The sequence below is a fragment of the Mesorhizobium kowhaii genome (assembly GCF_042431665.1).
Classification (GTDB): domain Bacteria; phylum Pseudomonadota; class Alphaproteobacteria; order Rhizobiales; family Rhizobiaceae; genus Mesorhizobium; species Mesorhizobium kowhaii.
On the sequence record NZ_JBHLYT010000017.1, the window covers coordinates 93168 to 118175 of the forward strand.

Here is a 25008-nt window from a genome sequence, read left to right on the forward strand (position 1 = left end):
CGATCCAGGCCATTGTATGACGAGCAGGCATTCACTAGTCTTTCCGTTAGGCCGGGAAACGCACGCATGATACCGAAACTGAACCGCTGGAAGCGCTTCGCCGACTGGGACGAACGGCCTTTGCGCCTGGACAAGTTTGCAGCCGAAGACCCTGCCAACGGCTTCTCCGCCTTCTCGAGTCCGGCCGATCCCAAACCAGGCATCGCCATCAAGGGCGGGCGCGTCGTGTCCCTCGATGGCGTACTCGAACACGACTACGACATGATCGACCGCTTCATTGCCCGCCATCACATCGATCCGGAAGTGGCGCCTGAAGCGATGGCGCTGGACTCAGCGACCGTCGCACGCTGGCTTGTCGACATGAACGTGCCCCGCGAAAAGCTCGTGCGGCTCGCCCATGGCATGACACCTGCGAAACTCGCCGAGGTCGTATCGCAGCTCAATGCGCTGGAGATCGCCTTCGCCTACTCGAAGATGAGGGCACGCAAGACGCCGGGCAATCAGGCGCATGTAACCAACGCCAAGGACGACCCGCTCCAGCTCGCCGCGGATGCCGCAACAGCCGTCGCCTTTGGCTTCGACGAGATCGAGACAACGATGCGCGTGTCGCGCAATGCCTGGTCCAACGCGGTGGCGTGTGCGGTAGGCGGCGCGGTAGGCCGCTGGGGAACGCTGTTCCAATGCTCCAGCGAGGAAGCGGAGGAGTTGCGCATCGCCATGGCCGGCTTCACATCCTACGCCGAAACTGTTTCCGTCTACGGCACCGAAAAATCGTTCACCGATGGCGACGACACGCCATGGTCCAAGGCATTCCTCGCCGCCGCCTATGCCTCGCGCGGCGTCAAGATGCGCTGCACATCGGGTGCCGGCTCTGAGTTGCTGATGGGCTTCCATGAGGCAAAATCGCTGCTCTACCTGGAGGCGCGCTGCCTCTGCCTGCAGCGCGGCATGGGGGTGCAGGGCACGCAAAATGGTGGCATCGACGGGGCCCCATTGACCGCCACCATTCCTGGTGGTGTTCGCGAGTTGATGGCCGAGAACCTCATCGCCGTCTGGCTCGATCTCGAATGCGCATCAGGCAATGACGCGCGCTCCACCGAATCGGAAATTCGCGTCGGCGCCAAGATCCTTCCCTACCTGATTGCCGGCTCCGACCTGATTTGCTCCGGAATGGGATCGATCCTGAAATACGACAACTCGTTCAACCCGTCGCTGATCAACGGCGAGGAACTGGAAGACTATCTCGTGCTGCAGCGGGATTTCGAGGCCGATGGCGGTTTGACGCCGCTGCCCGAGTCACGCGCGATCGAGTTGCGCGAGCGGGCGGTGGAGGCGATCGCCGCCGTGTTCGAGGAACTCGGCCTTTCGACGCCGACCGAGGACATGAAGACCAGTGTGGTTTATGCCTCCGGCTCCGACGATACGCGCAGCCTGATGCCGCGCGACGTGAGCTTCATCAGCGAGGCCATCAAGGAGCGCGGCATCACCGTGATCGACGTGGTCAAGGCGCTGGCCAACCGCGGTTTCCGCGAAGAGGCCGAGAACCTCCTGAACGTGGTGAAGCTGCGCCTTTCCGGCGACTATCTCCAGACCTCGGCCATGATCCGCAATGGGCGGATCGTCAGCGCGGTGAACGATCCGAACGACTATCTCGGTCCCGGCTCCGGCTATCGCGTCTCCGAAGAACGCCGCCTGCAGCTCAACGATATCCGCGATGTTCTGGATCAGAAGGAAGTGCTGCGCTCCGAAGCCCTGCACGAGAAGGACGAAGCAAGGCACATCCGCTACCGCAACCTTGGGCCGGCGGCCAACGGATCGGCAAACGATGACGTGGTGATCGGCATCAGCCCGGCCTTCGGGCTGAAGCTTTACCGAACGACGGCCGGACATCGGCTTTCCGAAGTCCTTGGCGCCATGCTCGATGCAATCCAAGCGCGCGGGCTGAAGGCGCGCGTCGTTCGATTCCGTCACACAGCGGATACGTCCTTCCTCGGTCTGTCCGCCGCCCGGCTTGCCGGTAGCGGCATCGGCATCGGCATCCAGGCCAAGGGCACGGCCGTCATTCACCAGCGTGACCGCCAGCCGCACAACAACCTGGAGCTGTTTTCCAATGCGCCGATCACCAGGCTCGAGCACTATCGCGCGCTGGGTGCCAATGCGGCCGCGTATGCGCTGGGCGAAATGCCGGAGCCCATCGTGGTGCCGCAGCGGGGCGAGGCCATGGGTTCGCGCTACCACGCCCGTGTCGCCCTCATCTACGCGATCGAAACCGGACTGACAGAGGCTGGTGCGGCTCCCGAAGAGGTTGAAGTCACGCTGACGGGGGCGAAATCATGACCCGCACGCGTGCCGACTATCCGCTCGCCGAAACACAGCCCGGCGCCGTGACGGGCAAGCGCGGCAAGTCGCTTCCTGAGATAACGCTGGATTCGGTGCTTGCCGGCGACGTGACGATGGAAGACCTTCGCATCACACCGCAAGCGCTGCAGGCTCAGGCCGATGTGGCGCGCGATGTCGGACGGCCGACACTGGCCCTCAACTTCGAGCGGGGGGCGGAGCTTGTCGAGGTGCCCCAGGATTTCATCATGCAGGTATATGAATTGCTGCGCCCCGGCCGCGCCAAGTCCAAGGAAGAATTGCTAGAGGCCGCTGCGACGATGCGCGATACCTACCAGGCCGAACGCATCGCCCGTTTCATCGAAGAAGCCGCCGAGACTTATGCGGCGCGAGGCCTTTTCACATTCCGCTTCTGAAGGACCGCATGAGCTGGAAAACCGGATTCCGTTCGCTCTACTACGTTGGCGCACCCGAGCCAGATGATCCGATGCTGGTGCCGGCGCAAACCGCCATCCTGGTCATCGATGTTCAAAATACGTACCTGGAACGGCCGGATCGCGCGTCGCTTTCACCGCAAGAGCAGCACCGCTACGATCTGTGGACGCCGTTCCACCAGCGCATGCACGGCACGGTCATACCGAACACGGCAAGATTGCTGGAGCTGGCACGGGCAAATGGCATCGAATGCCTCTTTGCCCGTATCGCTTGCCACACCAAGGACGGGCGCGACCGTTCGCTCTCCCAGAAAATGCCGGGGTGGAACAATTTACTTCTGCCCAAGAACGACGCGCCGTCGCAGCTCGTTGCCGAGCTTCAGCCGGTCGGCGACGAAATCGTCGTAACCAAGACCACCGACTCCGCGCTGACGGGAACAAATCTTCGTCTGATCCTGCACAATCTTGGCATCAGGAATGTCATCTGTTGCGGCATCTTCACGGACCAGTGCGTGTCATCGACGGTGCGCAGCCTGGCGGATGAAAGCTATGCCGTCATCGTGATCGAGGATTGCCGCGCGGCGGCGACCGACGAGCTTCATCGCAAGGAGCTCGAAATCATCAATATGATCTACTGCCACGTCATGTCGAGTTTCGAGCTTTGCAAAATCATGGCCTTGGCAAAGTGACGCTACGTCCGTAGTGTCATTGCAGCACTCGCAGGCTGGGACACATCGGCCGCCATGTGCGGGGAACAAATACAGCTGTCACGAATGGAGGGGCTTCATGGCCATCGAAACTGCAAGCGGAACGATCGACGTTTCGAAGAGTAACAGCATCAACCTTTTGCACTCGAAGGCCGTGGGGCTCGCGGGAGTGCTCTTTCTGGCCGTCACCGGCGCTGCACCAATGTCGGCAATGCTGGGCAATGTCCCGTTCGCGGCAGGCTACGGCATCGGCAAATATACGCCGGCCGCCTTCCTGATGGCGACGATCGTGCTGACCATCTTCTCGGTCGGCTATGCCGCGATGGCATCGCGCGTATCGTCCGTCGGCGGCTTTTACTCCTTCATCAGCCAAGGGCTCGGCCGTGAGGTCGGCATGTCCGCAGGCATAGGCTCGCTCGCCTGCTATTCGCTGTTCGAGGCCTCCCTCACCGGGTTGTTCGCGTTTTTCGGCAATTTGTGGATTTCCCAGCACTTCGGCATCAACGTGCCGTGGATCGTCCTTGCCCTGGCCATGATCGTGGTCATCGCAGCACTTGCCTATCGCGACGTGAAGGTGTCGGCACGGCTGCTCGGGATAGCCCTCATTCTTGAAGTGATCATGCTCGTGATCTTCTCCCTGGGCGTGCTTCTTGCCCATGGCGGGACGAACTTTTCCGGCGATTCGTTGAATATGTTCAAGGTGTTCACGCCTGTCGCCGAGCAGACAGTCGGAACCGTCGCAATACCGGCGGGCGCGGCGGCCGTCGGCATCTTCATGGCGTTCTGGTCGTGGGTCGGCTTCGAGATGGCGCCGAACTATGCCGAGGAATCCCGCGATCCGAAGCGCATCATTCCGCAATCGCTGCTGATTTCGGTCATCGGCCTTGGCCTGTTCTACACCTTCGTCAGCTGGTGCGCGGTGGCAGCCTATCCCACCGAGGCCGACATGGTGGCCAAGGCATTCTCCGACGGGGTGAACTTCTTCCTGACACCGGTTCAGAGTTTTGTCGGCGGCTGGGGCTACCAGCTGATGTCGCTCCTCATCCTGACCAGTTCCTTCGCCTGCGGCATGGCCTTCCACAACACCGCTTCCCGCTACCTGTACTCGCTGGCGCGCGAAGGCGTTCTGCCACAGGCGATCGCGGAGACGCATGATCACCACAAGAGCCCTCACAAGGCCTCGGCCCTGCAGTCGGTGCTGGCGGCGATATGGGTCCTGCTCTACGGTTTGGCCTACGGCTTCGACGATCCGTCGGGACAGGCCTGGCTTGGTGTCTATACGCTGTTTGCGGTGCTTGGCACCGGACTGCTGCTGGTGCTGCAGGCCGTTGTCTCGCTGGCGATCTACATGTGGTTCAAGAAGAACGGCGGCGGCGGCGTGCTGACGACTGTCATTGCGCCGTTGATCTCGCTCGTTGTCCAGCTGGTCCTCGTCTACACGCTGGTGGCCAATCTCGCGACCCTGGGCGGTACCAATGGCTTCGCCAGGAGCATCCCCTACGTGGGGCTTGCGATCCTTGTCGTCGGCCTGATCTGGGGCTTCGTGTTGAAGTCCGCCAACCCCAAGGCATACGAGAACATCGGTCACATGGTGAACGAAGGCTAGGGCGTCCATCGCCCTGGAATCCTTTCGGCAACGGGGACAGAGTATCACTCTGTCCCCGTCTCATTTCGGAGCTTCAAATCATGACCCAGTCTTTGAAGGGTCGGTCCGTTGTCGTTACAGGCGGATCGAAAGGCATCGGCAAGGGCATAGCGCGGGTGTTCGCGCTCTCGGGTGCCAAGGTCGCCATCGTTGCGCGCCATGCCGACCAGGCCGAAGCCGCGGCCGCCGAGATCGGCCACGGAGCCTTCGGCGTGGTTGGCGACGTCACTTCACTCGCCAGCATTGAGGGCGCACTTGCGGCGGCAGCCGCAAGAAACGCTGGCATCGACGTGTTGTGCGCCAATGCCGGAATTTTCCCGCAGGCGCGGCTCGAGGACATGACCTCGGAACAATGGGACGAGGTTGTCGACACCAACCTCAAGGGCACCTTCCACGCAGTCAAGGCGGCGGTTCCCTATCTCAAGAAATCCGACCAGGGTCGCATCGTGCTGACGTCGTCGATCACTGGACCGGTCACCGGTTTTCCCGGGTGGTCGCACTACGGCGCCACCAAGGCGGGACAGCTCGGCTTTATGCGCACGGCCTGCATCGAGCTGGCGAAATACGGCATCACCGTCAACGCCGTCATGCCGGGCAACATCGTGACCGAGGGCCTTGCCGGCCTGGGCGAGGACTACCAGAAGACCATGGCAGCCTCGATCCCGCTCAAGCGGCTCGGAACCGTGGAGGACATCGGCCACGCCGCGATCTACTTTGCTTCGAAGGAGGCAGGCTATGTGACGGGGCAGACGATCATCGTCGACGGCGGCCAGATCCTGCCGGAGAGCCTGGAAGCACTGGCCTGATGATGGCGTCCAATCATTCGCGTCGAATGGCGGCCGGGCAGAGCTAGTCTAGGAAAACTTGCTCAGATACGACTCGCACAGCCCGACCGTTCCCTCGGTGTAAGGGAGGCCCATCGACCTGGCGAGGTCCGTCTCCGCGTGCGAGCCGATCCATGCAACGAGGAGCAGGCGCCGCAGCATCACGAAGGTCGGGATCTCGTCCTCGTCCGCCTTGGGCAGGTCAAGCACACGGCGATAGCCGGTCGTCCACGACTGGATAAGATCGGCTGCTTGCGGCTCGTGCTCGTAGAAGGAGATGGGCGTCGCCGCGTCATACATATACCAGCCGAAGCCGCAGTCGTCGAAGTCTATGACCTTCACTGTCTTGCCGTCGATCAGCAGGTTGGCGAGCCGCAGGTCGCAATGAATGAGGCCGAAGCGGTCATGGCCTTTGCCGAAGGCGGCGAGCCTGCGGCCGATCAGATCTACGGTCCGGCCAAAGTGCTTGGCTTTCGCAGCGTCGACGCCCATGCCGTCGCGCCAACTCCCCCAATGGGGGCTTTCCTCGCCGAGGCTTGTCTCGAAATCCCATACGTGGCGGCTGAACCAGGAAGGGCGCCGCCACTGCCGGGCGTGGATGTGCATGCGGGCCGTCACCTCGCCCAGCACCTCAAATGGTTCCGCGAGCGCCTCGCCTATGCCTGGCTCCGAACCGGTCTCCCATTGCGACAACACGACATGACGGGGTCGCGCCAATCTGGGATGGCCAACAAGCTGGATTTGCTCGCCGTCCTTGCCCGCGACCGGCACGGGTGTAGAGACGATCCGGGTCTGGCGCAGATCGGTCAGCCAGGCCAGTTCAGATTGGATAGCCGTCCTTGAATGGTAACCGTCGCGGTGGATGCGAAGCGCCCACCGCCGGCCGTCGCGAGCCGCAATCTTGTAGGTCGCGTTCTCCGACAGGTTGATCATCTCGACGGAAACGTCCGCCGGCAGATCGTAGCTGGCAGTGGCTGTCTCCGCCGTCTCCTGCAGGATGCCGAGTTGCTGGTCGTGGGTGAGCGCGTCGAAATCCGTCACTATCCGTCCTGCCCAATCATTGCACCCATGTCCCCTGCCCGAACCCGCGCGATCCCGGCAAGTCCAGCCGCCGGCTCGAACTGGACGCCTGGCAGTTTCAACCAGGTTCGGGACATGTCAACTCGCCTTGCCTGCCTGATGCAGCAGTTCTCGCGCACGCGGCATTGCCGCATCGAAACGATCCATGATGTCCTGGCAGGTTTCGTGATCCAGAAGAACGCCGGGCTTCCACTGCAGCACCCGCTTGTCGAGTGACGAGAAAATCGCCCAAACGCCCTGCTCGTAGAGTGCACGTGACACGAAGACCGCGCCTTCCGGGTGATTGCTGAATTCCAGGCCAAGGATCACGCCTTTCTGGCGCACCCCGGTGAAGATATCGCCGTGACGAACCGACATCTCGCGCATAGCCTTTGCCATGAACCCGGTCACGGTGCCTACATTGGCCACCAATTCAGGCCGCTGCAGCATCTCGATGACCTTGTGGCCGACGACACAGCCGAGTTCGGCCCCGCCGGTGGTCGAGATGTGGGCCGCCCCATCCTCGTTGAGCCAGCCGCCGGCCTTGTCGTTCACCAGCGCCGCGCTGATCGGATAGAGTCCGCCGGACAGGCCCTTTGCCGTCACCATGATGTCCGGCTGGACGCCATAGGCCTGCCAGCCCCACATGCTGCCGGTCCGCATCAGGCCGGTCTGGACCTCGTCGGCGATGTACATCGTGCCCTGCTTTTCGCACAGCGCTTTGCAGGCGTTGAGATAGCCGTCTTTCGGCATCGGGAAGCCGTATGTGGCGGGGATCGTCTCGATAATCAACGCCGCGACGTCCTCGCCCTTGAGCGCCTTCTCCATGGCATCGATATCGTTGAAGGGAACCTGGATGAACGTCTCCGGTTGCTCGGAGAGAAAGATCTTGGTGAAGCGATCGTCGCCGGTCGCTACCGCGAGCCCCGAATGTCCGTGATAACCTTTGATGATCGACACGATCTTGCGCCGCTTGGTGGCATAGCGAGCGCTCTTGATGGCGATGTCCACCGCCTCCGCGCCGCCCGGCGCAAAGATCGCATATTTCATTCCCGGCGAGACATTGACGAGGGATTCGGCCAGCGCCGTTCGCGCGACGGACGGGAACCAATGATTGCCGATGTCGAAATAGTCGAGCGCGCTCTTCAGCGTCTCTACCAGCTCCGGATTGCGGTGACCGAGATTGTAGGTGCCGCCATTCAGGTGCAAGTCGATCAGGCGGCGTCCCGACATGTCGTAGAGGAAATAGCCCTCCCGCCTGCCGACCACGAGATCGATCCCGGCTTTCTGCCAGAACCTGGTCTTGTCGGGATTCCAGAAACGGATTGCCTTGTCGAAAAAATCCTGCTTCGACTCGAACTTGAAAGGGCCGAAGTCGTACATGCCTGTCTTTTCCTCAGAGGTTGATCGGCGCGCAACAAAGCTGGCGAGGCTCACCCACCGGATGATGCAGGATTACGAGCCGCGGAGAAAGGGTGGTGAAAGATGATCCTGAAGGACAGGACGGCGATCGTCACCGGGGCAGGATCAGGCATCGGCAGGGCGGCAGCGTTGATCATCGCGCGCGAGGGTGCGATGGTCGGCGTCGCGGATCGCAGTGCTGACGGCGCGAACGCGACCGTCGAACAGATCTGTGCGGCGGGTGGCCGGGCGAAAGCGCTTGTGTTCGACCTGACAGACGACAAGGCTCTTGAAGCCAGTTTTCACGATTTCATCGACACTCAAGGCAGGATCGACATCCTCCACAATCATGCCGGCGTACAGGTCGAGGGTGACGTGCTCGGTGTGAGTGTCAAAGGCTTCGACACATCCTGGACGCTCAACGTGCGGGCTCATTTCCTCGGTGCCCGCATCGTCATGCCGTTTATGAAAGAGGCAGGTCGCGGGGTCATCCTCAACACGTCGTCGAGCTCCGGCGTGCTCTACGACCGTGAGATGATCGCCTATACGACGACCAAGCACGCGGTGATCGCGATGACGAGGCAGATGGCGGGCGACTATGGCCGCTTCGGCATTCGCGTCAACGCGCTTTGCCCCGGTTGGGTGGACACGCCCTTCAATGCTCCTTTCATCGCCCAGATGGGGGGCCGGGAAGCCATCGAAGCCTACATCCGCGAAAGGGTGCCGCTTGGCCGTTGGGCAAGCGTCGAGGAAATCGCGGAGGCAGTGCTGTTTCTGGTGTCCGACCGGTCCTCATACATGACGGGCCAGATTCTGGTTATCGATGGAGGAGAAACGGTGATCTAGGTACTGAGATCAAGCAATTCCTCGATAACTGCAATGAATTCGCATTGCACCAGAGATGGGCTATCCGGCGGCAATGGCCGAACGTGCCGAGCCGGGCGCGACTCCGGATCCGGGAACATCCGCAGCCATTCTTCATTCACGGCATTCCTGTCGCCGCTGTCACGGAGATAGATCTCCACCTTGATAATGTCCTCCACCCTGCCGCCCGTGGCCTCGATGATGGCACGCATATTGGCAAACACATTGGCTGACTGATCCGCCATCTCGACCGACAACTCGTGAGTGGTCGGACTCACACCGTGAACCGCTCCCGAGAACACCATGTTGCCAATCCGACAGGCATTGGGAACTGGATGCCTGTGGCTCAGTCCTTTCACCGAAATGCTCTTGCGCATGGTTCTGTTGATCCTCCGCGAGATCTGATCCGTGGGATAATTCGTAAATTGCCGGTGCCGAACGGTTGGAGTCAGGTTGCACACGAATGCACCTGGACCGGCTATCGTCTCGCGCGCAAAACCGAGGCTTGGGCGGGCGGCGAAGAAACGCCCGTATCAGGACGCGGCGCAGGAGGCTCATAGCCGGAAGTCAGTTGAATTCCGCGCGTCTCGGGCAGCATAAGGGTCGCGGCAAAAGCGATGCCGTAGCCCAACAGCGCAACCAGGCCGATCGCCTCCGCCAGGTTGATATATTGCGCCAGTATCCCGATACTAGATACGGCTGCCGCGCCTGCCGCCTTGCCGGAGTTGTAAGCAAAACTCTGGCCGCTCGCGCGAATGGCAGAGGGGAAAAGCTCGGTGAAGAACGGTCCCAACGCCGCATAGTTTCCGATTGTGAAGAAGCCGAACGGCGCACCCAGGACAACCAGCAGCCAGCCGGATAGCGGCAAGAACATGTAAGCGACGGTAACCAGCCAGGAACACACCAGAAAGAGCTGGAATGTCCGCCGCCGCCCCAGATAATCGGCCAGGTATGCGCTGGCCAGAAATCCGAAAAACGAGCCACCGGTCACCACGAACACGTAGTATCCCGAAGTGCTCGGCGGCAGCCCGCGCACGGTCCTCATAAACGTTGGCAGCCAGTTGACGATTGCGCCACCAACGCCAATCACGCCAAATGCAAGCAGCGAGGAGAGCACCGTTATTCGCAACGTTTCCGGTTGAAATATCGCCCCCAATCCCGGACGGGTTCCGCTCCTCTCGACAAGCTCGCGCGTTTTGACAAAAACCTCAGGCTCCTCGATTTTGCGGCGCAAATAGAGAACCAGAAGGCCGGGAAGAACGCCGATCATCAAAAGCACGCGCCAGCCATACTCCTCGGGCAGGTGCGCCAAAACCACGCCTGCCAGGATGGCGGCCGCGCTCCATCCGATGCCGAATCCGCTCTGGACGGTGCCCACGGCCTTGCCGCGATGTTCGGCGCGAATGATCTCGCCCATGAGAACCGCGCCGGCCGCCCACTCACCGCCGAAGCCCAGCCCTTGCAGGATGCGCAAGAACATCAGCTGCTGGAAGTTCTGTGCAAAACCGGCGAGGAAGGTGAAGAGGCAGAACCACAGGATTGTGAACTGCATGATGCGGGCACGACCGAAACGGTCAGCGAGGTATCCACAGGCCCATCCGCCGACCGCCGCGGAGAGCAGCGTCGCCGTAGCCAGGTAACCGGCCTGCGCCGTCGTCATTCCCCAGGCCACAATGAGAATTGGCAATACGAAGCTGAACAGCTGCGCGTCCATCGCATCCACTGCCCAGCCGGCGAAGCAACCCCAGAAGGTGTTCCGCTCCCGCTCCGTCAACTGCTTGTACCAAGTGAACATTTTCTCCTCCCGTAGTTGCTTTGCTGTGGGGCCGGCTAAACGACCAATGGGGTGAGACCTCCGTCCATGGTCAGCGAAGCCCCTGTCACGTAAGAGGATCTGGCGCTGGCGAGGAAAAGTGCGGCGTCGGCCACTTCTTCCGGCTTTGCATAGCGCCGCAGCGGAATGCGTTGCTCGTTCAGCCGCAGCAGTTCCTCCGGCGCCTTGCCCGTCATTTTGGATTCGACTTCAAGCGACATCTGCAGACGCTCCGTCATGGTGGCGGCGGGATTGATGACGTTGACCCTTATGCCGGCGGGGCCCCAGGCGGCCGCCAGTCCCGCCGAGGCGAGCATCAGCGCCGCGTTGGCGGCCCCTCCCGGCAAATGCATGGGGGATGCGATCTTACCGCCGGTGCCGACTATGTTGACGATCGTGCCCGCGCGCCGTGCCACCATCAGGGGCAGGACGTAGTCCATGACGTTCATGTAGGTGAAGAATTTCGCGTCCATCGCGGTACGCCACTTGTCTGGCGTCAACTCGTCCGGAGGAACTCTCCTTGCGCCGCCGGCCGAATTGATCAAGGACGAGATCGGACCCACCTGATCCTCCAGCGCGGCGACCATTTCCTTTGCCGCAAGCCCGTCCGACAGGTCGGCGGCGAAGGTCGCTACCGACAGACCATCGGCAGCCATGCTTGCTTTCGCGTTGTCCAGGTTCTCCTGACTGCGCGATACAATCGCCACGCGGGCCCCTTCCCTGCCGAAGGCGTGCGCGCAGGCCAGCCCTATTCCCTTGCTGCCCCCGGTAATCAGGACAACTTTGCCGTCGAGTTCGAGATCCATCTCAGTGATCCTGTTTTGGGCCATGGGCATTGTGGACGTTGATCGGGGTTCCCGTCGCGAACGCCACTATCTGATCGAATGCGTTGCCGTAGGCGAACTCGTAATTGTCACGTTCGACGTAGCCGAGATGCGGTGTGCACAGTGCGTTGGGAAGCCTGAGCAAGGCGTCGTCGGGATTGGTGAGCGGCTCGCGTTCGAACACATCGACGGCCGCTTTTCCGGGTCGGCCGCGCTTAAGCGCCGACACCAAAGCCCCTGGCTGAATCAACTCGGCACGGCTGGTGTTCACAAGCAGAGCAGTCGGCTTCATCAAGGCCAGATCATCAGGACCAATCACACCGGTGGTCTCGGCATTCAGCCGCAGATGCAAACTGAGGACATCCGCCAGCCGGAACAGCGAGTCCTTGTCCGGAGCAGTGTTGAACCCTTCAGCTTTGGCACGAGCCAGTGAGCCCTCGCGGCCCCACACCAGCACAGCCATGCCGAAGGCCATGCCGATCCGCGCGACCATCGAGCCCAACCGGCCGAAACCATAGATACCCAGAACACGCCCCCTCAAGCCCAGCCCGATGGTCGTCTGCCAATGGCCTTGCCGCAGCGATGCACTCTCGAACGGAATGTTGCGCATCGCTGCAAGGATCAACCCCCAGGTAAATTCCACCGTCGAATAGGACGGACGCGATGTGAGAGCGGACGAAACGACGACGCCATGCCTATCGCAAGCCGCCAGATCGATGTGGGGGATGTGACCGTTCTGGCTGATGAGCTTCAAGTTGGGCAGGCGGCTGAGCAGGCTTTCATCGATCCTGGTGCGCTCACGCATCAGCACAAGGACATCTGCCTCGAACAGACGATTTGCCAGGACGTCGATGTCCTCAACGATATCGGTCCAGATGGTAACGTCATGGCCTTCCAGTTTGGAAAAGCAGTCCAGCGTGCGGACGACGTCCTGGTAATCGTTGATGATGGCGACGCGGAGCTTCTTCACTGGATGACCTATCGCTCTATGCATTGCCCGGCAGATCCGCCACCGAGGTACCGGCTTCGATCGCTTCGCACTTCGCCTCTTCAAAGGCTGACTTCTTCAGCGCCTTTGCGAGAACTTCGGCGGCTCGGGCGATCGGGATGAAGCAGACGCCGGTTTCGTCCGCGACAACAATGTCGCCGGGGGCAACCCTGACACCGGCGATCTGGATATCGCCATTGATCTCCACGGTTTCGATCCGCCATTTGCCGGTGACAGGTGTGATCTCGGTGGCCCACAGGGGATATCCGACCCGTCGCGAATGTCCGAGGTCGCGAATGCCTCCGGAGACGATCGCGCCCGCCTCCCCCTGTCTTTTTCCTGTCTGGGCCGAAATTCCGCCCATGTTCGAAACGCCGGCGACGCCATCGATGACCACCACATCACCCGGCAATGCCAGGTTGTGGGCTTCGAACTCTGCCATCCGGTTGACGTGGTCGCGCGCCGTTTCGTAGACATGCTCGCGCTGCAGGATGTTGCGCACCGTAAGCGCGGGACCGACAATCGACGTTGATGGCAGGGTCGGCTTCAGAGTTGATGCGCCAATCGCCCCGGTGATACCGAGCTCATCCATAATATCCGAAATGACGCTCGAGGCGTCGCCGATCCGCTTGAACCCGTCGATCAGACCCTTCGGCGGACGCGGTGTTCGCATCAATCGAATGCGGTCAGGGCTGATCTTGCCAGTAAGTTTCGGCAGCACGTCCGCGAAAGCGAGATCATTCATGGCGTATCCTCTATTTTTGTACGGAGCTTTTATCACCGATGGCGGGATGCGCGCATTCACTCGCATGTGTTCGGTTGCTCGTTCGAAACAGGATTGCCTGCCGCGTTCAGTGCGTCCAATTTAGAATTAGACACAAGCATCATTTCCTGGGTGAATAACGTGCGCCTCGATCTGAACCTGATCGCAGTCCTTGAGGCCATCATGCTGGAAAGGAATGTCACGCGTGCGGCCGCGAGCCTGGCGATGAGTCAGCCGGCAGTGAGCAATGCGTTGCGTCGCGCTCGCAAGCTGACGAAAGATCAGCTCTTCCTCAAGACAGCGACGGGTGTCCAACCGACGTCTCGCATGGTCGCGATGTGGCCCGAAATTCATCGCTCGCTTACGGCAATCCGCGCCTCGTTCGCGCCCGACGATTTCGATCCGGGATCGGATACGACCAGTTTTCGAATTGCGGTCACAGACAGTCTTGCAATGGAAGGTGTCAGCGCAATCACGCTGAAGTTACAGGCCGCATCCCCGCGTGCCCGCGTTTCTTTTGCAGTTCATACCCATGAGGACTCGCTGGAGGGAATCGACCGTGGCGCACTCGACTGCGCGGTAGGCATGTTTGCCTCGCTGCCGAGAGAAGTACATGTGCAAAGTCTCCGGACGGATCGCTATGTCTGCGTCATGCGCAGCGGGCACGAACTGGCGCAGTCTCTGAGCCTCGATCAGTTCACCGCTGCGGCGCACGTTTTGGCAACCCCATCCGGTCTGGAACTGGGGCTTGTGGACGGCTGGCTCAGCCTGACGGGGCGAACAAGAACGATCGTTGCCGTCGTCAATCATTTTGCCGATGCGCTGAGGATTGCCGCACAGAGCGACCTTCTTACCTGCGTCCCACTTGGCTTCTTCAACGGACCGTGGCGCGCCATTGCAGATGAGCGTCAGCTGGTGGTGCGCGACTTGCCGTTCGAGACAGAGAAGCTGCTCTACAAGCTGATCTGGCACGAACGATTGCACACTCACCCTGCCCACCAATGGTTTCGTTCGCTGGTGGGAGATGTCTGCGGATCGCCCCGCGACGGCTCGTCGATTGAGGACGCTGCCCCAGCCACGCAAGCATAGTCTGGCTTATGGAGGCCTATCCCTGACTGTAGTCCACGGGCACATAGGTGTAGGCGTTATCGGCGTCGCGTCGCACGCGGCCCAATCCAGGAAACGATATGTGGGCGCCGCCCACGATGTAGCCATTCTGTGCCGCATCTGCGAATGCAAGTTCGTGCACCTGTTGGGCCTCCGATGCGTCCCCATCGTACCGGATTGTGACAGAAGGGTCTTTGAACTGCACCACGGCGACATGCACGACATCGCCCCACAGGACTATCTTCTCGCCCCTGCTCTCGACGACGTACATGGTGTGTCCGGGCGTGTGCCCATAAGCGGTTTGCGCGCGCACACCAGGCACGAGGTCGGTGTTGCCTTCGAACACGGCGAGCTTGCCAGCTCGCATGTATGGCGTGATCGATGCTATGGCGGCCTCAAAGAATCGCTTCGCTTCAGCGGGAGCAGCGCGCATGTTTGCCTCGCTTAGCCAGTAATCGGTGTCCCGCTTTTCGACACGCACAATTGCATTGGGAAAAGCTCTCTGGCTCTCGGCCATGAGACCCCCAACGTGATCCGTGTGCAGATGTGTGAGGTAAAGTTCATCGATCTGCTCCCCGACGCGCGCAGATTGCTTAACAGATGACCTGTGGTTGCCCCCAACAGTGAGCCTGCGCCAGCGTCGATCAAGACCAGCTTGGCTCCGGTATTGACGAGAAAGGAATTGTGGGAGGTCTCGATGAGGTCGCCGAGATAGTTGCGTTTCAGTGCTTCTTCGATTCGAGCCGGGTCGCCCTGCAGTAACTTCGTGGCAGGCAGCATATTGCTGCCATCGGATAGCGCCGTTATCTCAAAATCGCCCACCGCCAAGCGATAAAACCCGGGTGCCTGGCTTTTCACCATGGGCGCATCCGCGAACAGAGGCGTCGCAAAACAGCTGGCCAGGCAAAAACAGCCAGCGGCCAAAAGGCTGCGACGGGTGGGATTGATGACGCCGCCGCTGGTCAACCGGGACTGGACAGTGCCTTCGGCGTCGTCGAACAAGCGATCAAGCGTTTTGCGGGGAGCGACCATTTCGGACCTCTATTTGCGTTCTGTCGGAGCACCGCAGATGGAGGTAAGTCCTTCTGCCTCGCTCCTCGTTTGCCGAAGTTTTGCATGCTCGGCCGAGACTCTTGTGTGCGTACCGTTCCCGAGGCAGCTAACCCCGTCCAATTCAGAGTTTAGGGCAGCATCATAATTCCGTTGAATAACGGCCGTTTTGCCGCTGCCAATTCAGGCCCAACACCGGTATGTAGGCTGGTGGTTGAAATTTGGTACGACTTGGGTGGCGCCATGGAATTGCGCTTATTCTTGGCGATCAACCCGCTGAGTTCGGCCGTATCACATTTCCACCGGATGGGCGCTGGGCTGGTGCTTGGTGAAGCGCGGCAGCAGCCCCGTGCACAGCACCAGCAGCATGATGATCGCAAGCTGACAGGCGATGACGGCGCCGAAGGCTCGCGCTATGCCCGCTGGCTCCAGCGCCAGATAGAGCGTGCCCAGCGTTGCGACGCCGAGCGCCAGGCCGGATTGCTGCAGCGTGATGAGAACGCCGCTGCCGACGCCGGCGAGGTGGGCGGGAACATCGGCGAGCACGGCGCGGAACAACCCTGAAAACAGCATCGATTGTCCGGCGCCGATCAGCACCAGGGGCAGCGCCAGTTCGATCAGGCTCACCTTCGGCCAGCCGGAAACGATGATGCCGATCAACAAAGCCAGTCCAAGCGCCTGCAAGAGGCCGCCCGCTGCCAGGGCGCCGCGGCCGAAGCGGTTGATCATGCGCGGGCTGACCACGGAGCCGATGAAGAACATCACCGCCATCGGCAGGATGGCGAGGCCGCTTTCGAGCGGGTTGGCGCCGAGTCCGTTCTGGACGGTGAGTGCGAAGACGAACATGAAGGCGCCGAAGCCGACGCTGAACAGGGTAATCATGGCCAGGCCGCGCGACATCGACGGCAGCCTGAGCAGCGACGGCGGCAGCAACGGCACCTCGCCGCGCGCCTCGGCAGCGCGTTCGACGATCACGGTCAGGGTGGCCAGCACAGCGGCAGCGATCAGCGTCCCCCATGTCCATGCCGGCCAGCCGAGCGAGTGGCCTTCGGTCAACGGCAGTAAAAGCGCCGTCAGCGTGGCGGCAAACAGCACGGTGCCTGGCAGGTCGATGCCGGTGGGGTGCGGCGAGCGGCTGGCCGGCACGACAAGCCGCGAGGCGAAGAACACGATGATGCCGAGCGGGATGTTGATCAGGAAGATCGGCCGCCAGGAGGTGCCGAACAGATTGGCGCTGACCAGCAGGCCGCCGGCGAGTTGACCGACGACCGCGGCGATGCCCGAGGTTGCGCCGTAAAGCGCGATGGCCCGGGTCTTGCGTTCGCCCTGCAGGGTGGCCTGGAAGGTCGCCAGCACCTGCGGCACCAGCATGGCCGCTGTTGCCCCCTGGACCAGGCGGGCGGCGATCAGCGCATCGATGGTCGGCGCCAGGCCGCAGGCCAGCGACGCCAGGATGAAGCCCGCAAGCCCGACCAGAAACAGCGTGTGACGACCGAAACGATCGCCAAGCCGGCCGCCCAAAACGAGCATGGCGGCATAGGCCACGCCATAGACGGAAACCACCAATTCAAGTGCGGCCGGTGTCGCCTTGAGCGAGTTGGAGATCGTCGGCAGCGCCACGTTGACGATGAAGAAATCGGCGACCGGCAGGAAGGCGCCGGCGAGCAATACATAGACGCCGACCCCGTGCAGCCCGCCGGCGCGTGCCATGGAACGAGGAGAGTGCCAGGCGGAGTTTGGTGAATAGGTGGGGGTCATTCGAGCCTCCATGTGACTATTGGAAGATAGTTATGTATACATAATCATTATGAGCATATACATACCTGGCTGGGCGTTGTAAACTCCTCTTATGGAAACCGATCGCGAATCGTCCGCACGCAAAACTCCACCCCCGGCGGTGCGGTGGGCGGATCTGGCCGACCTGATCCTCATCATTGCCCGCGAGATCCAGTTCCAGGGATACCGGGATGAGCGGGCGCTATCCCTCACGCAGTCGGAAGGCATGGTCATGCGTCACCTGGTTGCACACGTCTCGGCGACACCCAGCCAGATCGCGGCGGCGACCGGGCTGCAGCGCACCAACGTTTCTCCGGTTCTGCGCGACCTCGAAGGAAAGGGACTGATCGAGCGGCATGTCGATCCGGAAGACCGCCGCGGTGTCAGCGTCCACCGCACGCGGCGCGGGGCCGAAAACTACGCGCTGGTGCGCAAGGAATGGGGCGCTGCCATCGCTGCCGCAGCCGGCGGCGATACGAACAAGCTCGACGATGCGCTTGCGCTTCTCAGGTCCATTGAAGCCAGCCTCACCGCGACGCGACCGAACGGCGCCGACGGTCCGGTGCGAGGTTCTGCCCGCCGCCAGAACATCTAGTCTAATCCGGGAAAGACGTGCAAACGCTCGCTGCACGGCTACCCTAAACGCAGACGTTCCCGCACCATCCCATTCGCACGTCGTTGCCGCCGATTACCGCACCGATCGCTGAGCAGCCCTTCGACGCCTGAAGCGGGAGGGGCACCTGCAAACTGATTTTCGAGACTCCAACTGTCGGCAGTCCATGTCAGCGACGGGCGTCGTTTGTCGGCAGCTACGCTAGTCGTGCTCGGGTCGTACGCGGCGTGGCCAGGAGAAGGCTGGTTTCGCTGCCCGTTATGCCGGCAATGAGTCGGATGCGGCGCAGCACCGCATCGAAATCAGTCAGTGATGCCGTCCCGAGCTCGACCACCAGATCCCAGCGGCCATTGGTTGTATGGATGGTCGAGACTTCCGGGAAGCCGCCCAGTGCCCGGACCACCCGGTCGGCGGCATGGCCCTCAATCTCAATGAGCATGATACCGCGGATGCGCTGATCGACGGCGTCGGCGCGCAGCACCACCGTGTAGCCGATGATGTCGCCGGACCGTTCCAGCCGCTCCATACGTGCCCTGACCGTGGCGCGCGAGACGCCGAGATCGACGGCGAGATCAGACACGCTCCGCCGCGCATCATGTCGCAGCAAGGTCACGAGCCGTTCGTCCAGCGCATCCATCGAGGTTACCATTTTGATCATTTTCTCTGCCATTACGATAAACAATGCTTCTCGAATTGCCAATTCTGCCTGTTCATATCGCCGGCTCGCCATGATCTCCTCGCGGCATTCGAACTTGGCCGCGGGAAAAACAATGCGTTGCAGAATCGTCGGGGCGCCGGTGCAGGACGGCGCTGGCAGAATGGGATGCGAAATGGGGCCGAGTGCGCTGAGAACCGCCGGACTTGCTGAAGTGCTGTCAGGCCTTGGGCACACTGTCGAGGACATGGGCGCCGTCCAGGCAATTCCGGCGAGGCGCGTCGTGCACGGCAACCTGGCGCTGAAGGCCTTGCCCGAGGTATCGGCCTGGACATCCGCTATTGCCGCAGCCGCTTACGCAGCGAGCAAGGACGCCATGCCGATCTTTCTCGGTGGCGACCATTCAATCTCGGCCGGGACAGTGTCGGGCCTTGCCCGCCGCGCCGCCGAAACCAGGCGTCCGCTGTTTGTGCTGTGGCTTGACGCGCATCCGGACTTCCACACGCTCGACACCACCGCCAGCGGCAATCTGCACGGTGTTCCGCTTGCTTACGCCAGCGGCCAGCCGGGTTTTAGCGGCTATTTTCCAGATCTGCCGGCAGCGGTCGATCCCAAGCATATCTGCACCATGGGCCTGCGCAGCGTCGACCCGGCCGAGCGCAGCGCGCTCAACCAGGCGGGCGTGACTGTGCACGACATGCGTGCGATCGACGAGCATGGCATCGCGCCGCTGCTGCGCGCCTTTCTGGCGCGTGTCTCAGCGGAAGGCGGGCTGCTGCATGTCAGTCTCGACGTCGACTTTCTCGACCCCTCAATCGCACCGGCAGTCGGCACCACGGTTCCCGGCGGCGCGACGTTCCGCGAGGCGCATCTGGTGATGGAGATGCTGTCCGACAGCGGCCTCGTCTCCAGCCTGGACCTGGTCGAGTTGAACCCTTTTCTTGACGAGCGTGGCCGCACCGCGACGCTGATGGTCGACCTGACGGCGAGCCTGATGGGCCGCCGCATCATGGACCGCCCGACTCGCAGCCATTCCGGGAGCTTTTGATTATGACCACGGCAAAGCTGAACATCGTCCCCTTCGTCAGCGTCGATCGCATGATGAAGCTGGTGATCGCCATCGGCGTCGAGCGCTTCCTGACCGAGCTCGCCAGCTACATCGAGGAAGACTTCCGTCGCTGGGAACTTTTCGACAAGACGCCACGTATCGCCTCGCATAGCCACGATGGCGTCATCGAACTGATGCCGACCAGCGATGGGCGCCTCTATGGCTTCAAATATGTCAACGGCCATCCGAAAAACATGCGCCAGGGTTTGCAGACGGTCACCGCGTTCGGCGTGCTCGCCGATGTTGGCAGCGGCTACCCTATGCTGCTCACCGAAATGACCATCCTGACTGCGTTGCGCACGGCCGCTACGTCCGCTGTCGCGGCCAAGTATCTGGCACCGAGCGGCGCGCGCACCATGGCCATCATCGGCAATGGCGCCCAATCGGAATTCCAGGCGATCGCCTTCAAGGCGCTGACCGGCGTCGACCGGCTCAGGCTCTACGATATCGACCGGTCCGCCTCGCTGAAATGCGCGAAGAACCTGGCTGGCATGGGATTCGACATCACAATCTGCGCAACCGGGCAGGAAGCGGTTGAAGGTGCCGGGATCATCACGACCGTTACCGCAGACAAGCAGTGCGCCACGATTCTCACCGACAACATGGTCGGCTCCGGCGTCCACATCAACGCCGTCGGCGGTGATTGCCCCGGTAAGACCGAACTGCACAAGGACATCCTGCTGCGCTCCGACATTTTCGTCGAGTTCCCGCCACAGACACGCATCGAGGGCGAGATCCAGCAGTTGGATCCCAGCCATCCAGTGACCGAGCTCTGGCAAGTGATCGCCGCCAAGGTTCAAGGCCGCCGCGACGCCAAGCAGATCACGCTATTCGATTCAGTCGGCTTCGCCATCGAGGATTTTTCGGCGCTACGATATGTGCGCGACCAGCTACAAGCTACCGGCCTATACGAGGAACTCGATCTGCTCGCTGATCCCGACGAGCCGCGCGATCTATTTGGCATGCTGCTGAGGGCGGCCATGCAGCCAGCAGCTTGAGGGAACTACCTATACGACGTCGGCTATCTGACGGGGGGGGCAGATCGCGGATACACCGGCGACGGTCCTCGCAGGATAGGTCGACGCCCTTGTTCAACGGCGTCCCAAGGGATCCGTCGGCTACTCCATCGCAGGAACGAAAATGGAAAAGAAGCGGAACTTTCGTGTGCAGTTTTTTTGCACACGGCCCCCAATAACTATCTGATTTTGCTCACATGTTCGTCCTATCCATCATCGGGGCGATGGCAAGTTTATGATGTAACATATTCATTTAATTATCTTTTTATGTCTCAGTCCGTCCAATGCCCCGCTGGAACGACTGAGCAATTTGGCCTGAAACACCCATCCAAACGTAACCTAATTTACGATTGTTCCGCCACAACTGAAAGCCATTAAGCTTTATTGCACTTCTGACTACAAACGTAGTGCGCACGCTTCCGAAGACCGCCTACTGTCCAGTGTGTCAACAGCACTCATTCCTGAAGCCACGCTTCAAGGGAGCGGATGGTTTCTAGCTAGCCAGCGGGCCTGAATGGCTTTGCCAGGGATGCTGGGAAATTCAAGGCGAGCATCTGGCGATTGCGCGAGATGATCACCAACACCACGATCGTCGCCAGATAGGGCAGCGCGGAGAGCAGCTCCGACGGCAGGGGAATGCCGAGCACCTGCCCCTGGAGTTGCAGGATCGTCATACCGCCGAACAGCCAGGCTCCGAACAGGACACGATAGGGGCGCCAGGTGGAAAAGACCACCAGCGCGAGCGCGATCCAACCTCGGCCGGCGGTCATGTTCTCCACCCACAGCGGCGTATAGGCCACCGACAGATAGGCTCCTGCCAATCCCGCCATGGCGCCGCCGAACAACACCGCAAGATAGCGGATCCGGATAACCGGATAACCGATCGCATGTGCGGATTGCGGCGATTCCCCGATCGTGCGCAGCACCAGGCCTGCCTTGGTCCGGTAGAGAAACCAGCCGGTGAGGACAACCATCAACAGGCTGAAATAGACCAGTATGTCGAAGCGGAAGATGAGCGGCCCAATGACCGGAATATCCGAAAGGACCGGAATATGAAGCGCGCCGAGAGCCGCGATCGGCGTGTTGCCAAAGCCGTTACCGATCATCGCCGACAGGCCGGAACCGAAGATCGCCAGAGCCAGGCCAGCTGCGTACTGGTTGGTCAGGAAGGTCAGCGCCAGCACGCCGAACAGCATCGACGATGCAGCGCCGCCGGCAATGCCGGCCATGATGGCCAGCGGCAACGGCAAGCCCGCAAGGGCGACGCCGAAGGCAAGGGCCGCACCAGTAAGCATCATGCCTTCGATGCCGAGATTGAGCACGCCGGATTTTTCCACCACCAGTTCGCCGAGCGCGGCCAGCACCAGAGGCGTGGCGGCGACGATCGTGCCGGTGAAGATGGCGATGAACAGATCCATCAGTTCCGCCCCCCTACCCGGCGAATGCGGTAGAAGATGAAGAAGTCGGCTGCGAGCAGGAAGAACAGCAGGACGCCTTGGAACACGCGAGTCAGCGCCGAGGGAAGGCCGAGCGAGACCTGGACTGTTTCGCCACCGAGGAAGAGCAGCGACATCAGCAGGCCTGCAAGCACGATGCCGAAAGCGTTCAACCGCCCGACAAAGGCGACGATGATTGCGGCGAAGCCGTAACCCGGCGAGACGTTCGGCGAAAGCTGGCCAAGCGGTCCCGCTGCCTCAGCCATGCCGGCGACACCGGCGGCGGCACCGCCTGCCAAGAGTCCAATCCATATGGCAGCCGACTCGCGAAAGCCGGCATAGCGGGCGGCCAGCGGTGCGGCACCCCCCACCGTCATCTTGTAGCCGAGGAAACTGCGGTCGGTGAAAATCCACATGACTATGACGACGAGCGCCGTGATGAAAATCGAATGGTTGACGCGGTAGGCATCGTCGAACGATGCAAACAGCGCAGCCGGCGGCAGCAGCGCGGTCTGCGGATAGTTGAAGCCGGGTTTCGCCACGGACCATGGACCAACCACGACAAAAACAGGGTCGCAACATAGGTCAGCATCAGCGTGACAAGGATTTCGCTGGTGTTCATGCGTGCCCGCAGAAATGCCGGTATCGCGGCCCAGGCCATGCCGGCGGCCATGCCCGCCAAAAACATCAGCGGCAAAAGCAGCACGCTTTCCGGATTTGGATAAAACAGCCCGACACCCGTCGCCGCAATCGCTCCCATGACGAGTTGACCCTCGGCGCCGATGTTCCAGACATTGGCGCGAAAGCCGACCGCAAGGCCACAGGCGATGAGGATCAGCGGCGACGCCTTCAGCAACAATTCCGAGAGGCCGTTCAGCGAATTGAGCGGCGCGACGAAGAACGCGTCGAGCATGGCGACGGGGTTGTGACCAAGTGCTGCGAACAGAACGGCGCCGACGACAAGGGTCAACGTCGTCGCAGCGATGGGAGCCATGACGCGCATGAGAGCCGAGGGCTCGGGCCGCTGTTCAATCCTGAAACGCAAGGCTGTCCCCGCCGTTTGCAGCAACACTGCCGTCCAGTCCTGTCATCAGCAGACCCACCTCCTCGCGGTCCGTCTGCGTGCGGATGAGCGACTTCGTCAGCCGGCCGTTGCAAATCACCAGCAGCCGGTCGCAGATCTCGAAAAGCTCGTCGAGTTCCTCCGAGACGATCAGCACGGCAGCACCAGCACGGCTGAGATCAACCAGCGTCTGGCGGATGAAGGCGGCCGCGCCGACATCGACGCCCCAGGTCGGTTGTGAGACAAGCAGCAGCTTCGGCTGCAGCGCGATTTCGCGGCCGACGATGAACTTCTGCAGATTGCCGCCCGACAGGCTCTGCGCCTTGGCGCCAACGCCGTTGGTCTTCACCTTGAATATTTCGACAATGGCGCGCGAGAAGTTCGCGGCACGCTTGCGGTCGATGAGGCCGCCGCGCACGGGGCCGAGGCGGTGGCCGGTGAGCAAACCGTTCTCGATCAGCGAATGCGCCGGCACTGCGCCGCGGCCAAGCCGCTCTTCCGGGACGAAGGCGAAGCCTGCTCGACGGCGACGGTCTGCGTCGAGATGACCGGAGGCAATGCCGCCAATGCGGATCGCGTCGCTTTGGTGATGCAGCCGCTCGCCGCTGAGCAGGGAGACAAGTTCGGCCTGCCCGTTGCCCGACACGCCGGCGATGCCGACGATCTCGCCGCCGAACACGTTGAAGGAAATGTCGGCGAGGTCGACGCCGTAAATGTCTGTCGCCGGCGCGGACAGCCCGCGAATCTCAAGCATGGGTTTCTCGGCCGGGATGGAAGGGCTGACATGCATCTCGGGCAGTTTCGAGCCGACCATCATCCGCGCCAGGTCTGTTGCTGTCGTCTGCTTGGGCGTTGCCGTGCCGGTTACCCGGCCATTGCGCAGTACGGTCGCGGTATCGCAAAGCGTCTGGACCTCGTCCAGCTTGTGACTGATGTAGAGAATGCTGCAGCCTTCGACCGCCAGTTGCCGGAGCGTTTCGAACAGCCGCAGCACGGCTTGCGGCGTCAGCACCGAGGTCGGTTCGTCGAGGATCAGCAGCTTGGGGTTCTGCAAGAGGCAGCGCAGGATTTCGACGCGCTGCCTTTCGCCCACCGACAGATTGTGCACCAGCCGCGCCGGATCGACCGGCATACCGTAGCGTTGCGAGAGATCCAGGACCTTGCGCGAAAGGCCGGGAAGGTCGAACGGCGTGCTGACGGAAAGCGCGATGTTTTCGACGACGGAGACGGATTCGAACAGCGCGAAATGCTGGTAGACCATCTCGATGCCAAGCGCTCGCGAAACGGCGGGATTGTGCGAATGGATCGGGCTGCCATCGCAAAGAATCTCGCCGCTGTCGGCCTGTACGGCACCGTAGATGATCTTCATCAGCGTCGATTTTCCGGCGCCGTTCTCGCCCAGCACGGCATGGATTTCACCCGGCAGGATCGACAACGAAACGTCGTCGTTGGCGACGACGCCGGGATAGTGTTTGGAGATGTTGCGCAGTTCGAGGCGCGGGATCATCGCTGGACCTGTGGTTTC

General features: G+C 61.6%; 23 protein-coding genes and 1 pseudogene. 10 read left to right on the plus strand and 14 right to left on the minus strand.

Features of this window, described 5'->3' with window-relative positions:
* The first annotated feature begins 66 nt into the window (after nucleotides 1-66).
* The 5 genes from ACFFNA_RS13960 (at nucleotide 67) to fabG (ending at nucleotide 5929) form a co-directional block, all read left to right on the plus strand.
* A complete protein-coding gene (locus tag ACFFNA_RS13960; RefSeq protein WP_378919047.1) occupies nucleotides 67-2337 on the plus strand; it encodes a propanediol/glycerol family dehydratase large subunit in 2271 nt (756 codons plus the stop codon).
* Nucleotides 2334-2753, plus strand: coding sequence for a diol dehydratase small subunit (locus tag ACFFNA_RS13965; protein WP_378919048.1), 420 nt, complete (start codon nucleotides 2334-2336; stop codon nucleotides 2751-2753). The genes ACFFNA_RS13960 and ACFFNA_RS13965 overlap by 4 nt, the downstream gene beginning before the upstream one ends.
* Nucleotides 2754-2761: 8 nt before the next feature.
* The gene (locus ACFFNA_RS13970) at nucleotides 2762-3460 is read left to right on the plus strand and encodes a cysteine hydrolase family protein (protein WP_378919050.1); all 699 of its coding nucleotides are present in this window, start codon (nucleotides 2762-2764) and stop codon (nucleotides 3458-3460) included.
* Between the two features lie 97 nt (nucleotides 3461-3557).
* Nucleotides 3558-5084: an APC family permease gene (locus ACFFNA_RS13975; RefSeq protein WP_378919052.1), complete on the plus strand. Its 1527-nt coding sequence runs from the start codon at nucleotides 3558-3560 to the stop codon at nucleotides 5082-5084.
* 80 nt (nucleotides 5085-5164) lie between these two features.
* Complete coding sequence (fabG, locus tag ACFFNA_RS13980) at nucleotides 5165-5929, plus strand: 3-oxoacyl-ACP reductase FabG (RefSeq protein WP_378919054.1); 765 nt, start codon at nucleotides 5165-5167, stop codon at nucleotides 5927-5929.
* A gap of 48 nt (nucleotides 5930-5977) precedes the next feature.
* On the opposite strand, the gene ACFFNA_RS13985 is transcribed toward fabG, so the two are convergent.
* Complete coding sequence (locus ACFFNA_RS13985; RefSeq protein ID WP_378919056.1) at nucleotides 5978-6988, minus strand: phosphotransferase enzyme family protein; 1011 nt, start codon at nucleotides 6986-6988, stop codon at nucleotides 5978-5980.
* A 117-nt stretch (nucleotides 6989-7105) separates the two neighbouring features.
* A complete protein-coding gene (locus ACFFNA_RS13990) occupies nucleotides 7106-8389 on the minus strand; it encodes a class-III pyridoxal-phosphate-dependent aminotransferase (protein WP_378919058.1) in 1284 nt (427 codons plus the stop codon).
* A gap of 102 nt (nucleotides 8390-8491) precedes the next feature.
* Between ACFFNA_RS13990 and ACFFNA_RS13995 the strand changes: the two genes are divergently transcribed.
* Nucleotides 8492-9253 (plus strand): SDR family NAD(P)-dependent oxidoreductase, encoded by a 762-nt coding sequence (locus ACFFNA_RS13995; RefSeq protein ID WP_378919060.1) that lies wholly within the window; start codon nucleotides 8492-8494, stop codon nucleotides 9251-9253.
* Here ACFFNA_RS13995 and ACFFNA_RS14000 read toward each other — a convergent pair.
* The 5 genes from ACFFNA_RS14000 to ACFFNA_RS14020 form a co-directional block, all read right to left on the minus strand.
* Nucleotides 9250-9648, minus strand: coding sequence for a RidA family protein (locus ACFFNA_RS14000; protein WP_378919063.1), 399 nt, complete (start codon nucleotides 9646-9648; stop codon nucleotides 9250-9252). The two genes, ACFFNA_RS13995 and ACFFNA_RS14000, sit on opposite strands and share 4 nt — an antisense overlap.
* 101 nt (nucleotides 9649-9749) lie before the next feature.
* Nucleotides 9750-11165 (minus strand): MFS transporter, encoded by a 1416-nt coding sequence (locus ACFFNA_RS14005; RefSeq protein WP_378919179.1) that lies wholly within the window; start codon nucleotides 11163-11165, stop codon nucleotides 9750-9752.
* The gene (locus ACFFNA_RS14010) at nucleotides 11102-11890 is read right to left on the minus strand and encodes an SDR family oxidoreductase (protein ID WP_111543109.1); all 789 of its coding nucleotides are present in this window, start codon (nucleotides 11888-11890) and stop codon (nucleotides 11102-11104) included. The genes ACFFNA_RS14005 and ACFFNA_RS14010 overlap by 64 nt, the downstream gene beginning before the upstream one ends.
* A 1-nt stretch (nucleotide 11891) precedes the next feature.
* Nucleotides 11892-12878 (minus strand): D-2-hydroxyacid dehydrogenase family protein, encoded by a 987-nt coding sequence (locus ACFFNA_RS14015; RefSeq protein ID WP_378919066.1) that lies wholly within the window; start codon nucleotides 12876-12878, stop codon nucleotides 11892-11894.
* Between the two features lie 16 nt (nucleotides 12879-12894).
* Nucleotides 12895-13641: an RraA family protein gene (locus ACFFNA_RS14020; protein WP_111543107.1), complete on the minus strand. Its 747-nt coding sequence runs from the start codon at nucleotides 13639-13641 to the stop codon at nucleotides 12895-12897.
* Nucleotides 13642-13800: 159 nt separating this feature from the next.
* Between ACFFNA_RS14020 and ACFFNA_RS14025 the strand changes: the two genes are divergently transcribed.
* On the plus strand, nucleotides 13801-14748 hold the full coding sequence (locus ACFFNA_RS14025) for a LysR family transcriptional regulator (protein ID WP_245445699.1): 948 nt from the start codon (nucleotides 13801-13803) through the stop codon (nucleotides 14746-14748).
* A gap of 16 nt (nucleotides 14749-14764) precedes the next feature.
* Here the strand turns inward: ACFFNA_RS14025 and ACFFNA_RS14030 are convergent, their stop codons facing one another.
* From ACFFNA_RS14030 to ACFFNA_RS14040, 3 genes are all read right to left on the minus strand, one after another.
* Nucleotides 14765-15283, minus strand: coding sequence for an MBL fold metallo-hydrolase (locus tag ACFFNA_RS14030; RefSeq protein WP_378919068.1), 519 nt, complete (start codon nucleotides 15281-15283; stop codon nucleotides 14765-14767).
* Nucleotides 15211-15798: an MBL fold metallo-hydrolase gene (locus ACFFNA_RS14035; protein ID WP_378919070.1), complete on the minus strand. Its 588-nt coding sequence runs from the start codon at nucleotides 15796-15798 to the stop codon at nucleotides 15211-15213. The genes ACFFNA_RS14030 and ACFFNA_RS14035 overlap by 73 nt, the downstream gene beginning before the upstream one ends.
* Nucleotides 15799-16107: 309 nt before the next feature.
* A complete protein-coding gene (locus ACFFNA_RS14040; protein ID WP_245445697.1) occupies nucleotides 16108-17574 on the minus strand; it encodes an MFS transporter in 1467 nt (488 codons plus the stop codon).
* A 91-nt stretch (nucleotides 17575-17665) separates the two neighbouring features.
* On the opposite strand from ACFFNA_RS14040, the gene ACFFNA_RS14045 reads away from it, so the two are divergent.
* Nucleotides 17666-18187, plus strand: coding sequence for a MarR family winged helix-turn-helix transcriptional regulator (locus ACFFNA_RS14045; RefSeq protein WP_111543104.1), 522 nt, complete (start codon nucleotides 17666-17668; stop codon nucleotides 18185-18187).
* 214 nt (nucleotides 18188-18401) lie between these two features.
* Here the strand turns inward: ACFFNA_RS14045 and ACFFNA_RS14050 are convergent, their stop codons facing one another.
* Nucleotides 18402-18842 carry an Lrp/AsnC family transcriptional regulator gene (locus ACFFNA_RS14050; RefSeq protein WP_111543746.1) on the minus strand — a complete coding sequence of 147 codons (441 nt, stop codon included), beginning with the start codon at nucleotides 18840-18842 and terminating at the stop codon, nucleotides 18402-18404.
* Nucleotides 18843-18975: 133 nt separating this feature from the next.
* Here ACFFNA_RS14050 and rocF point away from each other — a divergent pair, with 133 nt between their 5' ends.
* Both rocF and ocd read left to right on the plus strand, forming a co-directional pair.
* Nucleotides 18976-19908 carry an arginase gene (rocF, locus tag ACFFNA_RS14055; RefSeq protein ID WP_378919073.1) on the plus strand — a complete coding sequence of 311 codons (933 nt, stop codon included), beginning with the start codon at nucleotides 18976-18978 and terminating at the stop codon, nucleotides 19906-19908.
* A 2-nt stretch (nucleotides 19909-19910) separates the two neighbouring features.
* Nucleotides 19911-20966: an ornithine cyclodeaminase gene (ocd, locus tag ACFFNA_RS14060; RefSeq protein ID WP_378919075.1), complete on the plus strand. Its 1056-nt coding sequence runs from the start codon at nucleotides 19911-19913 to the stop codon at nucleotides 20964-20966.
* Between the two features lie 515 nt (nucleotides 20967-21481).
* On the opposite strand, the gene ACFFNA_RS14065 is transcribed toward ocd, so the two are convergent.
* The 3 genes and pseudogenes from ACFFNA_RS14065 to ACFFNA_RS14075 all read right to left on the minus strand — a co-directional run bounded on the left by ACFFNA_RS14065 (nucleotide 21482) and on the right by ACFFNA_RS14075 (nucleotide 24990).
* Complete coding sequence (locus tag ACFFNA_RS14065) at nucleotides 21482-22402, minus strand: ABC transporter permease (RefSeq protein ID WP_258589867.1); 921 nt, start codon at nucleotides 22400-22402, stop codon at nucleotides 21482-21484.
* A pseudogene (locus ACFFNA_RS14070) lies at nucleotides 22402-23465 on the minus strand (ABC transporter permease). The gene ACFFNA_RS14065 and the pseudogene ACFFNA_RS14070 overlap by 1 nt, the downstream one beginning before the upstream one ends.
* A complete protein-coding gene (locus ACFFNA_RS14075) occupies nucleotides 23449-24990 on the minus strand; it encodes an ABC transporter ATP-binding protein (protein WP_378919077.1) in 1542 nt (513 codons plus the stop codon). Before ACFFNA_RS14075 ends, ACFFNA_RS14070 begins: the two are co-directional and overlap by 17 nt.
* Nucleotides 24991-25008 lie beyond the last annotated feature (18 nt).

Coding starts and splice junctions, on each gene's coding strand:
- ACFFNA_RS13970 (WP_378919050.1), top strand. CDS start 2,762: ATGAGCTGGAAAACCGGATTCCGTTCGCTCTACTACGTTGGCGCACCC.
- ACFFNA_RS14040 (WP_245445697.1), bottom strand. CDS start 17,574: ATGACCCCCACCTATTCACCAAACTCCGCCTGGCACTCTCCTCGTTCC.
- ACFFNA_RS14050 (WP_111543746.1), bottom strand. CDS start 18,842: ATGGATGCGCTGGACGAACGGCTCGTGACCTTGCTGCGACATGATGCG.
- fabG (WP_378919054.1), top strand. CDS start 5,165: ATGACCCAGTCTTTGAAGGGTCGGTCCGTTGTCGTTACAGGCGGATCG.
- ACFFNA_RS13990 (WP_378919058.1), bottom strand. CDS start 8,389: ATGTACGACTTCGGCCCTTTCAAGTTCGAGTCGAAGCAGGATTTTTTC.
- ACFFNA_RS14045 (WP_111543104.1), top strand. CDS start 17,666: ATGGAAACCGATCGCGAATCGTCCGCACGCAAAACTCCACCCCCGGCG.
- rocF (WP_378919073.1), top strand. CDS start 18,976: ATGCGTTGCAGAATCGTCGGGGCGCCGGTGCAGGACGGCGCTGGCAGA.
- ACFFNA_RS13975 (WP_378919052.1), top strand. CDS start 3,558: ATGGCCATCGAAACTGCAAGCGGAACGATCGACGTTTCGAAGAGTAAC.
- ACFFNA_RS14035 (WP_378919070.1), bottom strand. CDS start 15,798: ATGGTCGCTCCCCGCAAAACGCTTGATCGCTTGTTCGACGACGCCGAA.
- ACFFNA_RS14030 (WP_378919068.1), bottom strand. CDS start 15,283: ATGGCCGAGAGCCAGAGAGCTTTTCCCAATGCAATTGTGCGTGTCGAA.
- ACFFNA_RS13995 (WP_378919060.1), top strand. CDS start 8,492: ATGATCCTGAAGGACAGGACGGCGATCGTCACCGGGGCAGGATCAGGC.
- ACFFNA_RS13960 (WP_378919047.1), top strand. CDS start 67: ATGATACCGAAACTGAACCGCTGGAAGCGCTTCGCCGACTGGGACGAA.
- ACFFNA_RS14000 (WP_378919063.1), bottom strand. CDS start 9,648: ATGCGCAAGAGCATTTCGGTGAAAGGACTGAGCCACAGGCATCCAGTT.
- ACFFNA_RS14010 (WP_111543109.1), bottom strand. CDS start 11,890: ATGGATCTCGAACTCGACGGCAAAGTTGTCCTGATTACCGGGGGCAGC.
- ACFFNA_RS14020 (WP_111543107.1), bottom strand. CDS start 13,641: ATGAATGATCTCGCTTTCGCGGACGTGCTGCCGAAACTTACTGGCAAG.
- ACFFNA_RS13965 (WP_378919048.1), top strand. CDS start 2,334: ATGACCCGCACGCGTGCCGACTATCCGCTCGCCGAAACACAGCCCGGC.
- ocd (WP_378919075.1), top strand. CDS start 19,911: ATGACCACGGCAAAGCTGAACATCGTCCCCTTCGTCAGCGTCGATCGC.
- ACFFNA_RS14065 (WP_258589867.1), bottom strand. CDS start 22,402: ATGGATCTGTTCATCGCCATCTTCACCGGCACGATCGTCGCCGCCACG.
- ACFFNA_RS14075 (WP_378919077.1), bottom strand. CDS start 24,990: ATGATCCCGCGCCTCGAACTGCGCAACATCTCCAAACACTATCCCGGC.